11 protein-coding genes are annotated in these 12,697 nt (G+C 74.7%); 9 read left to right on the top strand and 2 right to left on the bottom strand.

What is annotated here, in order from left to right:
• Positions 1–2,499: 2,499 nt before the first annotated feature.
• The 9 genes from ACSDG8_RS05820 to ACSDG8_RS05780 all read left to right on the top strand — a co-directional run bounded on the left by ACSDG8_RS05820 (position 2,500) and on the right by ACSDG8_RS05780 (position 11,121).
• Positions 2,500–3,117 (top strand): hypothetical protein, encoded by a 618-nt coding sequence (locus ACSDG8_RS05820; RefSeq protein WP_210897735.1) that lies wholly within the window; start codon positions 2,500–2,502, stop codon positions 3,115–3,117.
• A 146-nt stretch (positions 3,118–3,263) separates the two neighbouring features.
• A complete protein-coding gene (locus ACSDG8_RS05815) occupies positions 3,264–3,725 on the top strand; it encodes a DUF948 domain-containing protein (RefSeq protein ID WP_104115776.1) in 462 nt (153 codons plus the stop codon).
• A 31-nt stretch (positions 3,726–3,756) separates the two neighbouring features.
• Complete coding sequence (locus tag ACSDG8_RS05810) at positions 3,757–4,062, top strand: hypothetical protein (protein ID WP_030502513.1); 306 nt, start codon at positions 3,757–3,759, stop codon at positions 4,060–4,062.
• Positions 4,059–6,740 carry an alanine--tRNA ligase gene (gene alaS / locus ACSDG8_RS05805; protein WP_210897653.1) on the top strand — a complete coding sequence of 894 codons (2,682 nt, stop codon included), beginning with the start codon at positions 4,059–4,061 and terminating at the stop codon, positions 6,738–6,740. Before ACSDG8_RS05810 ends, alaS begins: the two co-directional genes overlap by 4 nt.
• A 70-nt stretch (positions 6,741–6,810) precedes the next feature.
• Positions 6,811–7,272, top strand: coding sequence for a Holliday junction resolvase RuvX (ruvX, locus tag ACSDG8_RS05800; protein WP_030502511.1), 462 nt, complete (start codon positions 6,811–6,813; stop codon positions 7,270–7,272).
• Positions 7,269–8,468: an endolytic transglycosylase MltG gene (gene mltG / locus ACSDG8_RS05795; RefSeq protein WP_210943140.1), complete on the top strand. Its 1,200-nt coding sequence runs from the start codon at positions 7,269–7,271 to the stop codon at positions 8,466–8,468. The genes ruvX and mltG overlap by 4 nt, the downstream gene beginning before the upstream one ends.
• Complete coding sequence (locus ACSDG8_RS05790; RefSeq protein ID WP_210897649.1) at positions 8,468–9,280, top strand: shikimate dehydrogenase; 813 nt, start codon at positions 8,468–8,470, stop codon at positions 9,278–9,280. The genes mltG and ACSDG8_RS05790 overlap by 1 nt, the downstream gene beginning before the upstream one ends.
• Before the next feature lie 156 nt (positions 9,281–9,436).
• On the top strand, positions 9,437–10,615 hold the full coding sequence (aroC, locus tag ACSDG8_RS05785) for a chorismate synthase (RefSeq protein ID WP_210897647.1): 1,179 nt from the start codon (positions 9,437–9,439) through the stop codon (positions 10,613–10,615).
• The gene (locus ACSDG8_RS05780; protein WP_210897645.1) at positions 10,612–11,121 is read left to right on the top strand and encodes a shikimate kinase; all 510 of its coding nucleotides are present in this window, start codon (positions 10,612–10,614) and stop codon (positions 11,119–11,121) included. The genes aroC and ACSDG8_RS05780 overlap by 4 nt, the downstream gene beginning before the upstream one ends.
• A 155-nt stretch (positions 11,122–11,276) precedes the next feature.
• Here the strand turns inward: ACSDG8_RS05780 and ACSDG8_RS05775 are convergent, their stop codons facing one another.
• Both ACSDG8_RS05775 and ACSDG8_RS05770 read right to left on the bottom strand, forming a co-directional pair.
• On the bottom strand, positions 11,277–12,077 hold the full coding sequence (locus ACSDG8_RS05775) for a cytochrome c oxidase assembly protein (RefSeq protein ID WP_210897642.1): 801 nt from the start codon (positions 12,075–12,077) through the stop codon (positions 11,277–11,279).
• A complete protein-coding gene (locus tag ACSDG8_RS05770; RefSeq protein ID WP_210943141.1) occupies positions 12,074–12,616 on the bottom strand; it encodes a DUF2243 domain-containing protein in 543 nt (180 codons plus the stop codon). The genes ACSDG8_RS05775 and ACSDG8_RS05770 overlap by 4 nt, the downstream gene beginning before the upstream one ends.
• Positions 12,617–12,697: the final 81 nt, after the last annotated feature.

The following is a 12,697-nucleotide window of genomic DNA, read 5'->3' as shown; positions in this document are numbered from 1 at the left end:
CCCGCGTCTGGTCACCCGGGCCCGCAAGCACCCATGTCCGGTCACCCGGGCCCGCAGCCGCCCGTTTCCGGTCGTCCCGGCCCGGCGGCGCCTCCGTCGGCCGGCCGGCCTGGTGCGCCTTCCTCCGCCACGCCTCCGCCGTCCGGCCGGACCCAACCGGCCGGTCCGATGCCGGACCGCACCGACCCGACACTTCCGCCCGTTTCCGGTCGCTCCGGCCCAGCGACGCCTCCGGGCACGGGCCGCGGGGGACCGGCCGGGCCCGGTCGCGGCCGGCCCGGCGCGGACGTACCCCCGGTCGCCGGGCGTTCCGGTGTGGACGCGGGCGCCGCCCGGCCCGGCCCGGATATGCCGCCCGGCCGCTCGGCTGACGCGCCGCACCCGATGCCCGGTGGCCGGCCCGGTCCGCGTCCTCCGGTGACCCGGCGCGGTCCCGACCAGCCCGGCCCGGCCACGCCGCCGGTGCGCCCCGACGCCGGCGCGCCGCGCCCGCCCGCCGACGGCCCCTGGCCCGGCGTGCCCGAGGCCCGTCGTCCGGCGGGACCACCCGTCCGCCGGGGCCTGGACGGCCCCACTGGCCAACAACCGCCGGTCACCGGCGTCACGCCGCCGCCCGGTCCGCCCGCCGGGCCGCCTGGCCGGGGGCCTGCCGATCCGGGTCGTCCGCCCGTCGACGGCGAGCACCGGCCGCCGACGCCTCGCGGCCGGCACGGCGCCGGCGTGCCGGAGGGCGCGCACCAGGCCGCCGCCACCCCGCCGGTCATCGCGCCGCCCGGCGGTCGCCGGGCCCGGCCCGACGACACCGCCGGCGTTCAGCCTGTCTCCGGCGGGCCCCGGCGAGCACGGCCGGACGACGCTCCGCCCGGCGTGCAGCCCGTGTCCGGTGCGGGCCGCCGTGCGCGGCCGGACGATGTTCCGCCGGGCACGCGTCCGGTCTCCGGCGCCGGCCGCCGTGCTGCGCCGGAGGGCGTCGTCCCCGGTGGGCCGGCCGGACGGGCCGTCCCCGACGCCACCCCGGTCCCCGGTGGCGGGCGACGGTCCCGGCGCGAGGAGCCCACCGGCGGCCACCGCGCCGCCGTCCCCGGTGCGGCGCCCGTTGCCGTGCCTCCGCCGGGTGGCCATCGGGCCGCCCCGGAGCCGGACCGCCCGTCGGTGGTGCCGCGCAGCGGGAACGCGCCGGACCTGCCCGGCGCGCCCGTGTCCGGTGGCCCGGCGAACGGCCCGCGTCGCGCCGCGCCGGACGGCCGCAGGGCCGCACCCGGCGGGTCGGCCGACACCGGCGCCGCCGATGCGGCGCGGCCCGGGCGTCGCGCGGCTCCCGACGACACCGGCGATCCACGCCCGCAGCGGCCCGGCGAGTGGCTGCGGCAGGCGGGTCGCACGCCACACACCGACCCCGCCATGCCGGTGACCCGACGCCCGGCCGACGAGCCGACCGGCCGGCCCGGCGCCCAGGGCGGCCGTACCGGCGCCGCCGTCCCACCGGTCCGTCCCGAACCGGCCGATCCGGGTGTGCCGTCCCGGCGACCCGGGCAGGCCGGACCGGGCGCGCCCGGTCGTGGCACGGCGACAGGCCACCCGGCTCCGCCGGCCCGGCCCGACCAGTCCGGCCCGGTAGTGCCTCCGGCGGGTCCACCGATGCCCGGCCAAGCCCCGATGCCCGGCCAGCCCACGAAGCCCGGCCGCCCCGGCCCGGCCCGGGGTGCTGCCCGCCCCGGAGTACCGCCGGGTCCCGGTGCCGGCCCGCCCGGCGCCGGCCCGCAGAGCGATGTCGAGCGCACCGGCGGTATGCCGACCGGTGGTGGCCGTCCCGGTGGCGGTCCGGCGCGTCCGGCCGGTCCGTCCGGCCCGCACGGCGATGTCGAGCGCACCGGTGGTGTGCCGATCGGTGGTGGCCGTCCCGGTGGCGGTTCGGCGCGTCCGGCCGGTCCGTCCGGCCCGCACGGCGACGTCGAGCGCACCGGTGGTGTGCCGATCGGCGGCGGCCGTCCCGGTGGTCGCGCCGACGAGGCCGTCCGCGGTCCGGGCCGCCCGCCCGGCGGCGACGGCGGGCGTACCGGTCCCGGCCCGCACCCGCCCCGGCAGGGGCCCGGCGGTCCCGGCCCGGCCCGGCCCGGTGAGACCCCTCCGCCCGGTGGCGCACCCCGTCCGCCGATGACGCCCGGTGCCCGGGGCGCGGCCGCCGGACCGGCGCCTGTCGCCCGCGCGGCGGCGGGTGTGGCGCGACCGGTCGGACCGGACGAGCGGACCACCGGCCGGCCGGCCGGCCCCGGACCGGATCCGGACCGCAGTGGACCGGGCAACCCGGCCGGCGTGGCGCCGCAACCGGGCGCACCGGCGGTGGCGCGGGCGGCAGCTGTCGTACCCACGGGGGAGCCTGCGGGGCCACGGCCCGGCGCGGACGGCATGCCGGCGCCGCGACCCGCCGGCCCCGGCGCGGACGAGACCGACGCGGAGGCCGGTGGCCTGCGCGGCGCCCGGTCCGAGCTGCGGCGGCAGATGCGCGAGCGGCGCCGCCTGCGGATGGGTGTGCTCGCGCTGGTGAGTCTGGTGCTGCTGGGCGCGGTGCCGCTCTACTTCGGCATGCGGACGCTCAGCCGTGATCCGGTCTTCGACACCCTCGACGCGCTCGACGTGCCCGCCTGGGCCGAGACCAAGACCGTCGACAACGTCAGCGGCAGCCGCTGGTGCCTGCAGGACTGCCGGCTGCGCGAACGCGCGGTCGAGTCGGAGCAGGGGTGGGAGCAGACGGTCGCCGTCTACGAGCAGGCGCTGGCCAAGGACGGCTGGCGGCGGTGGAGCGTCGAACGCTGCCCGGAGGAGAAGGTCGAGGGCAGCTACACCTGCTGGCGTCGCGACGAGCTCACACTGGACCTGTGGGTACGCGATCCGGCCTGCACGCCGCCGCCGATCGACGGCGCGCCCGCGCCCTCGGCCCCGCCCGCGCCCGCAGCGGCGACGTGCACCGGCTCGTTGGTGTCGGTGAAGGTACGCAACGCGATCGACGACGAGCGCACCGGGCCGACGCCGACCACCGATCCGTCACTCACCGGTGAGGACCCGTTCCCGACGCTGACCGACGACCCGCTGGGCGAGGCGACTCCCTCACCGTCGTGAGCCGACTTTCATCACGGACGGTAGGGTCTGGGGCTGGCACGCCCGTCCGCGCCCGGTGACCGGGTCGGCGTGGCGCGAAGTGGGTAGGTACGGTCGCGCGTTCCGGGGCGTCGGGTCCCGGGACACTGCTTGAGGAGGACATGCGCGTGAGTGGTGGAGAAATCGCTGCGCTGATCGCGGCCGGCGCGTTCCTGATGCTGGTGCTCGTGCTGGCGGTGCCGATCCTGCGGCTGCGGCACACCGTGGACGCGACGACCCGCATGATCACCGAGGTGAACGAGCGCACCGCGCCGCTGCTCGGAGACGTGAACACCACGGTGAAGAACGTCAACGTGGCGCTGGAGCAGGTGCAGACCTCGCTGGACGGGGTGAACCTGCAGCTCGCCAAGGTGGACACCATGACCAGCCACGCGCAGAACGTCACCGCGAACGTGGCGAACCTGGCGACAGTGGTCTCGGCCGCCGCCGCGAACCCGCTGGTCAAGGTGGCCGCGTTCGGGTACGGCGTGCGCCGCGCCGCGTCCGCGCGCCGGCACGCCGAGACCGAGCGCGAGGTGCGCGACACCATCAAGCAGCAGCGCCGGGCCGCCAAGCGCGGCAACCGCTGACCTCGACCGGCGTACGCGGGAGGATGAGAGCATGAGGCGGTTGTTCTGGCTGGGCATCGGGCTGGCCGTGGGCGTCCTGGTGGTGCGCAAGGCCACCCGGACGGCGCAGGCGTACACCCCCGCCGGCATCGCCAGCGGGCTGTCCGAGTCCGCCGGCGGTCTGGTCGAGTCGGTGCGGGCGTTCGTGGACGACGTCCGGGTCGGCATGGCCGAGCGTGAGCAGGAGATCCACGAGGCCTTCGCCCGCGGCGAGGCGTACGACGACCAGTTCGCCGAGCTGCGGGAGGACCCGCGCATCGGCGACCGAGAGATTTTCCCGGAGGACCACCAGCGATGAAGACGGCGGAGATCAAGCGGCGGTTCCTCGCCCACTTCGAGGCGAACGGGCACGCCGTGGTGCCGTCCGCTCCGCTGCCCGCCATCAGCGACCCGAACCTGCTGTTCATCAACGCGGGCATGGTGCAGTTCGTGCCCTACTTCCTGGGCCAGCAGACCCCGCCGTACGCGCGGGCGACGAGCGTGCAGAAGTGCATCCGTACCCCGGACATCGACGAGGTCGGCAAGACCAGCCGGCACGGCACGTTCTTCCAGATGAACGGCAACTTCTCCTTCGGCGACTACTTCAAGTCCGGGGCGATCCCGCTCGCCTGGGACCTGGCCACGAAGTCGGTCGAGGCGGGCGGTTTCGGGCTGGACCCGGAGCGGATCTGGGCCACGGTCTACCTGGACGACGACGAGGCGTACGACATCTGGCGCGCCACCGGCGTGCCGGCCGAGCGGATCGTGCGCCGGGGCAAGGCCGACAACTTCTGGTCGATGGGCATTCCCGGCCCGTGCGGCCCGTGCTCGGAGCTGTACTACGACCGCGGCCCGGCCTACGGCCGCGAGGGCGGCCCGGAGGTCGACGAGGACCGTTACCTGGAGTTCTGGAACCTCGTCTTCATGCAGTTCGAGCGCGGCCCGGGCACCGGCAAGGAGGACTTCCCGATCCTCGGTGACCTGCCGGCGAAGAACATCGACACCGGCATGGGCCTGGAGCGGATGGCCTCGCTGCTGCAGGGCGTGGACAACCTCTACGAGATCGACGAGGTCAAGCCGATCCTCGACAAGGCCGCCGAGCTGACCGGCAAGCGCTACGGCGTGCACTCCGGTCACGCGGCCAACGAGTCGCACCCGGACGACGTACGGCTGCGGGTGATCGCCGATCACGTGCGCACCTCGCTGATGCTCATCGGCGACGGCGTGACCCCGTCGAACGAGGGCCGGGGCTACGTGCTGCGGCGGATCATGCGCCGGGCGATCCGGGCGGTGCGGCTGCTCGGCTACCAGGACCGGGCGCTGCCGGAGCTGCTGCCGGTGGCGCGGGACTGCATGGCGCCGTCGTACCCGGAGCTGGCCGAGGACTTCGGCCGGATCTCCCAGTACGCGTACGCCGAGGAGGACGCGTTCCTGGCCACGCTGCGCGCCGGCACCACGATCCTGGACACCGCGATCGCCGAGACCAAGTCGGCCGGCAAGGCGGCGCTCTCCGGTGACAAGGCGTTCCAGCTGCACGACACGTACGGCTTCCCGATCGACCTGACCCTGGAGATCGCGGCCGAGCAGGGGCTGCAGGTCGACGCGGAGGGCTTCCGCCGGCTGATGGCCGACCAGCGCAGCCGGGCCAAGGCCGACGCGCAGGCCCGCAAGACCGGGCACACCGACGTGTCGGCGTACCGGTCGGTGCTCGACGGCGGCGGGCCGGTGGAGTTCACCGGCTACACCGAGCTGAGCCGCGAGTCCCGGGTGCGCGCGCTGCTGTCCGGCGGCGCCGCGATCTCCGCCGCTGTCGAGGGCGACACGATCGAGCTGGTGCTCGACACCACCCCGTTCTACGCCGAGGGCGGCGGGCAGCAGCCCGACCAGGGCCTCATCACCGTCGGCGGCGGCCAGGTCGAGGTCTTCGACGTGCAGCAGCCGGTGCCCGGCCTGATCGTGCACCGGGCCAAGGTGGTGCGCGGCGAGGTGCGTTCCGGGGAGACCGGGTACGCCGAGATCGACGTGTCCCGCCGCCGGGCGATCTCCCGCTCGCACACGGCGACGCACCTGGTGCACCAGACGATGCGCAACTTCCTCGGTGAGTCGGCGACGCAGGCCGGTTCGCTGAACGCGCCGGGCCGGCTGCGGTTCGACTTCAACACCCCGACGGGTGTGGCGCCGAGCGTGCTGCACGACGTGGAGCAGCAGGTGAACGAGGTGCTGCTGGCCGACCTGGAGGTGCACGCGTTCGTCACCAGCCAGGAGGAGGCCCGCCGGATCGGGGCGATGGCCCTGTTCGGCGAGAAGTACGGCGAGCGGGTCCGGGTCGTCGAGGTCGGCGACTACGCCCGGGAGCTGTGCGGCGGCACGCACGTGGCCCGCTCCGCCCAGCTCGGCCTGGTGAAGATCCTCTCCGAGGCGTCGGTGGGCTCCGGGGTACGCCGGATCGAGGCGCTCGTCGGCATGGACGCGTTCGGCTTCCTGGCCCGCGAGCACCTGCTGGTGTCCCGGCTGGCGGAGCTGTTCCGGGTGCCGGGGGAGCAGGTCGCTGACCGGGTGGAGCAGACAGTCACCCAGCTGCGCGACGCGGAGAAGGAGCTGGAGAAGCTGCGCGCCCAGCTCGTGCTCGGCGGGGCCGGCGCCCTGGCCGCGCAGGCCAAGGACGTGCGCGGCGTCGCGTACGTCGGCACCGAGGCGCCCGAGGGCGCGGCCGCGAACGACGTGCGGACGCTCGCCCAGGAGATCCGGGGCCGGATCGACCCGGCCCGCCCGGCTGTGGTCGCGGTGGCGGCCCGGGCCAACGGCAAGGCGTCCCTCGTGGTGGCCGTCAACCAGGCCGCCCGGGGCCGGAGCCTGAGCGCGAAGGACCTCGTGAAGGCGGCGTTCTCCGGCCGGGGCGGCGGCAGCGACGACCTCGCCCAGGGCGGCGGCCTGCCCGCGGCGGAGGCGCCGAAGCTGCTGGTCACCGTCGAGCAGGCGGTCGCCGACGCGGCATGAGCGCACCGATCGACGCCAGGGCGGACCACCCGGTCCGCCCTGGCCCGTACCGGCGGGGAGGTGCCCGATAGTGGCCGAGCTGTCCCGTGGCGTCCGGCTGGGCGTCGACGTGGGCCAGGTCCGGGTGGGGGTGGCCCGCTGCGATCCGCACGGCATCCTCGCCACGCCCCTGGTCACGCTGGCCCGTGACCTGACCGCCGAACCGGACGCGGTCCCCGCCGACATGGCCGAGCTGGTCCGGCTCGCCGCCGAGCACGAGGCGGTGGGGATCGTCGTCGGGCTGCCTGTCAACCTCGCCGGAAAGCACGGCCCCGCAGCGGTGAACGTATCAGCCTATGCCAACCGTTTGGCTGATGTAATGAGGCCGATTCCGGTGACGCTGACGGACGAGAGGATGTCTACCGTCGTCGCGAGTCGTAGGCTGGCCGAACGGGGCGTCCGGGGAAAGCGCCAACGGGCGGTGGTCGACCAGGCCGCCGCGGTGGAGATTCTGCAGAGCTGGCTGGACGCACAGCGGAGGCGGACGCAATGATCGACGACCTTGATCTGGGCTTCGACGAGCAGGACAGGGGGGAGAAGGGCCGGCACCGGCGCGGCGCGGTACGCCGGCGGCAGGGCAAGTCCGGCGGCGGCCGGGGCAAGACCCTGCTCGCCCTCGCGCTCGCGCTGGTCCTGCTGGGCGGCATCGGCGGCGGCGCGTTCTACGGATTCGACCGGGTCCAGAGCTACTTCGTCACGCCCGACTACGAGGGCTCCGGCACCGGCGAGGTGACCGTCGAGATCAAGCAGGGCGCGCTGCTCGCCGACATGGCCGACGCGCTGGTCGCCGCCGACGTGGTGAAGAGCACCAAGGCGTTCATCGAGGCCGCCGAGGAGAACTCGCGCAGCAAGAACATCCAGCCCGGCACGTACAAGCTGCGCAAGCAGATGAGCGGCGACGCGGCGGTCGCGGCGATGCTGGACCTCAAGAACCGGATCGTGAACGGGCTCACCATTCCCGAAGGGCTCACCGCGAAGACGGTCTACAAGCGGCTCTCCGAGAAGACCGACATCCCGGTCAAGGACTTCGAGGCGGCGGCGAAGGACCCGATCGCGCTCGGCGTGCCGGACTGGTGGTTCAAGCGCTCCGACGGCAAGAAGGTCACACCGTCGATCGAGGGTTTCCTGTTCCCGGACACCTACGAGATCCCGCCGAAGGCCACCGCCGAGACGGTGCTCAAGCTGATGGTGAACAACTTCCTCACCGTCACCTCGAACATGCAGTACGCCGAGAAGGTGCAGAAGGAACGCGGCGGGATCACCCCGTACGAGGCGCTGATCGTCGCCTCGCTCGCGCAGGCCGAGGCCGGCAACAAGGCCGACCTGGGCAAGGTCGCCCGGGTGGCCTACAACCGGGTCTACGGCGAGTTCGACTGCAACTGCCTGGAGATGGACGTCACCGTCAACTACTACCTGGAGCTGACCGGGCAGAAGACCAAGGCATCCAAGGACATGACCGCCGCCGAGCTGGACAACCCGAAGAACCCGTACAACCGCAAGCTGCGTGGGCTGGTCCCGTCACCGATCAACAACCCTGGCAAGGAGGCGCTCGAGGGCGCGCTGGCCCCGCCGCCGGGCAAGTGGCTGTACTTCGTGGCGATCAGCAAGGACGGCCGCTCCGCGTTCGCCGACACCTACGCCCAGCACCAGCGCAATGAGCAGAAGGCCAGGGAGGCCGGGATCATCTGATGGCCGATCCCCGCCGCGCCGCGGTGGTCGGCAAGCCGATCGCCCACTCGCTCTCCCCGGTGATCCACACCGCCGGGTACGCGGCGGCCGGGCTGACCGGCTGGTCGTACACCCGCATCGAAGCCGGCGCTGACGAGCTGCCCGGCCTGGTCGCGGGCCTCGGCCCGGAGTGGGCCGGCCTGTCGGTGACCATGCCGGGCAAGGAGGCGGCGCTCGCGCTGGCCGACGAGGTCTCGCCGGTCGCCGCCGCCGTCGGCGCCGCCAACACGCTGGTACGCCGCCCCGACGGCACCTGGTACGCGGACAACACCGACGTCACCGGCATGGTCGAGGTGCTCACCGGTGCCGGCTGCGTGGCCGGGGCCGTGGTCACAGTGCTCGGCGCGGGTGGCACCGCCCGGGCGGCGATCGCGGCGGCGGCCCGGATCGGGGCGGCCGAGGTGACTGTGGTGGCCCGCCGCCCGGAAGCGGTCGACGAGCTGCGCCCGGTCGCGGCGGCGGCCGGGGTGCCGCTTGCCGGGGCCGAGTGGGACGGCGCGCCCGCCCACGCCCGCGCCGATCTGGTGATCTCCACCGTGCCGAAGGGCGTGGCCGACCCCCTGGCGGACAACTTCGACTGGCGGCCGGAGTCGGTCTTCTTCGACGTGGTCTACGACCCGTGGCCCACGCCGCTGGCGGCGGCGGCACTGGCTGCCGGGTGCCGGGTGGTCTCCGGGCTGGACCTGCTGCTGGCCCAGGCGTTCGGCCAGTTCGAGCAGTTCACCGGCGTTCCCGCGCCACGCGCCGCGATGGCCGCCGCGCTGGCGGTGTAAGGAAGGGCCCCTTCTTAACGCCTCGGGTAGAGGAAGGGCCCTCTGTTAACACCTTCACCGCTGGGCGGCAGATCAGCGCGGAGGCGGCCTGTCCGCAGGGCGGGATGCGGCGGGCGGCGTACGCCGGTGACCACCGGGCGTGACAGACTGACCGTCGTGTTGCGCTGGCTGACTGCAGGTGAATCGCACGGACCCGCCCTCGTCGCGATGCTGGAGGGCGTACCCGCCGGCATCGAGGTGACCACCGGGGAGATCTCCGGTGAGTTGGCCCGGCGCCGGCTCGGCTACGGCCGGGGCGCCCGGATGGCGTTCGAGCAGGACGAGATCGAGATCATCGGCGGGCTCCGGCACGGCGTGACGCTCGGCAGCCCGGTCGCGATCCGGGTCGGGAACTCCGAGTGGCCCAAGTGGCGCACCGTGATGGCCGCCGACCCGGTCGACCCGGACGAGCTGGCGAGTCAGGCCCGCAACGCGCCGCTGACCCGTCCCCGCCCGGGTCACGCCGACCTGGCAGGCATGCAGAAGTACGGGCACACCGACGCCCGGCCGATCCTGGAGCGCGCCAGCGCCCGGGAGACCGCCGCCCGGGTCGCGGTGGGCACCGTCGCCAAGGCGCTGGTGCGTCAGGCGCTCGGCGTCGAGATCGTCTCGCACGTGGTCGAGCTGGGCCCGGTGGCGGTCAAGCCGGGGCTGCGCCCCACGCCGGAGGACGCCGCCCGCATCGACGCCGACCCGCTGCGCTGCCTCGACGCCGAGGCCAGCACCCGGATGGTCGCCGAGGTCGACGCCGCGAAGAAGGCCGCCGACACGCTCGGCGGCGTGGTCGAGGTGCTCGCGTACGGGGTGCCGCCGGGCCTGGGCAGCCACGTGCAGTGGGACCGCAAGCTCGACGCCCGCCTGGCCACCGCGCTGATGTCGATCCAGGCGATCAAGGGCGTGGAGATCGGCGACGGCTGGCAGCAGGCCCGCTCGCGCGGCTCGGAGGCGCACGACGAGATCGTGCCCACCGCCACCGGCGTGCGGCGGATCACCGACCGGGCCGGTGGCCTGGAGGGCGGCATCACCACTGGTGAGCCGCTGCGGGTGAAGGCGGCCATGAAGCCGATCTCCTCGCTGAACCGGGCCCTCGCGACCATCGACGTGACCACGGGCGAGCCGGCCACCGCGATCAACCAGCGCTCCGACGTGTGCGCGGTCCCGGCGGCGGCGGTGGTGGCCGAGGCGATGGTCGCGCTGGTGCTGGCCGAGGCGGCGGTGGAGAAGTTCGGCGGCGACTCGGTCGCCGAGATGCGCCGCAACCTGAACGGTTACCTCGACAGCCTGGTGATCAGGTGAGCACCCGGCCGGTCTGCGTGCTGGTCGGTGCGCCCGGTTCCGGCAAGACCACTGTCGGCACGGCGCTCGCCGAGGCGCTGGGCGTCGACTTCCGGGACACCGACGCCGACATCGAGAACCTCGCCGGCAAGCCCATCCCGGAGATCTTCGTGGACGAGGGGGAGGAGCATTTCCGTACCCTCGAACGGGCCGCCGTGGCGGCGGCGCTCGCGTCGCACGCGGGCGTGCTCGCGCTCGGCGGCGGCGCGGTCCTGGCCGAGGAGAACCGGGCCGCGCTGATCGGCCACACGGTGGTGCACCTGTCGGTGGAGCTGCCGGACGCGCTCAAGCGGGTCGGCCTGGGCGCCGGCCGGCCGCTGCTGGCGCTGAACCCGCGCGCCACGCTCAAGCACCTGATGGACCAGCGTCGCCCGCTCTACGCGGAGGTGGCGACCGCGACTGTGGTCACCGACGGGCGTACGCCGGAGGAACTGGCCGCGGAGATCGCCGCGCTGCTCAAGCCCTGACACCCTCCCGCCCCGCCGTGTCCGGCTTCCTCGGTGGAACGCCGTGGGTGTCTCCTCGGCGTTTTGGCACCCATGGCGTTCCAGTCGGCGCGGATGACGCCGGTGGGTGGAACGCCATGGGCGGGTGAGAAGGCGCGCCGGCCAGGTCCGGCCGGTCAGGCGCTGGCCGCAGCGGCCCCGGCCGTCCGGTGTCCGGCGCGGCGGCGCCGGGCCGGCTCGGGCCGCCAGGTGGCGAGCAGCGCCAGCGCCAGCGCGATCTCGGCCAGGTCACCGAGGTAGTACATGAGCGTGGCCCCGGCCCGCAGCTCGGCGGCGGTGGCCGGCACGTCCACGAACAGTCCGGCGTAGAGCAGCTGGGCGATGGTGGCGTGCGCGGCCACCCCGAACCCGATCACCACCAGCCGCACCGGTACGCGCGGGCGGTGCGGGCCCGGGTCCGGCCCGGCGATCGACCAGGCGAAAAGGCAGCCGCTGAGCAGGAAGTGCGCGTTCACCAGCGTGTGCAGGGCCGGGCTGTCCAGGGTGGCCCGGTACAGCGGGGTGAGGTAGAGCAGCCAGAGCCCGCCCGCGGTGAGCAGCAGCCCGGTCACCGGGTGGCCGAGCACCCGCGCGACGGGATGCCGCAGCAGGTGGACCAGGGCCCGGCCGGTAGGCCGGTCCAGCGTGCGCAGCAGCAACGTGACCGGCGCGCCGAGCACCAGCGCGAGCGGCGCCAGCATGCCGATCAGCAGGTGCTGCCACATGTGCCCGACGAAGTCGCCGGCCGGCCACAGCAGCCCCGCCGCCAGCAGCAGCGCGCCCAGCCCGAAGCTCGCCGTCCGGGCGTGCGGCCAGCCCGGCCCGCCCGGGTCACGTAGCCGCAGCGCGGCGGCCAGGTACGCCCAGAACAGCGCCGCCGGGATCAGCGCGGTCGCCGGGAATCCGCCGTCGGCGTGCCCGGCGTGCGCCAGGCTCACCGGCGCTCCGGCGCGCAGAGGTCGACCGCGCGGGCCCGGCGCTGGATCGCCCAGCCGACAACGATCAGCACCACGCCGAGCGCGAGGAACCCGAGGTCCCACCAGAGCTGGTTCGGGCCGCTGCGGACGTGGTGGATGCCGAGCAGGTGGTGGTCGATGACGCCCTCGACCAGGTTGAACAGGCCCCAGCCGATCAGCGCCCAGCCCCACAGCATCGGCGAGCGCCACAGCCGGCCCCGGGAGCTGGTCACCCGGGAGTAGAGCAGGGCCAGGCCGGTCAGCACCGCCACCCAGGTGACCACGTGGAACAGGCCGTCCCAGAGCGTGTTCATCTGCAACCCGGACACGGTGTCCACCGGGTACTCGCGTACGCCGATCCGGTCGCTGCCGGTGCTGCTGAGCAGGTGGTGCCACTGGAGGACCTGGTGCAGGACGATGCCGTCGACGAAGCCGCCCAGCCCGATGCCGAGGATCGTGGCGGGCAGCCGGATGCTCGTCGCGGACTCCGGTCGGGTCGCGTGTGCCGTCGTCTCGCTCATTCCGGCGGCCCTACCCCGTGCGCGGCGGGGCAAACACCCAGCCAGTGGACAGTCGCCCCGCGAGGGCGCCGTCCTGCACTA

This window comes from Micromonospora sp. LA-10 (assembly GCF_051853095.1).
GTDB lineage: Bacteria > Actinomycetota > Actinomycetes > Mycobacteriales > Micromonosporaceae > Micromonospora > Micromonospora echinospora_A.
Note: the sequence above shows the minus strand (reverse complement) of the source record. Positions and strands in the feature narration are given on the sequence as shown.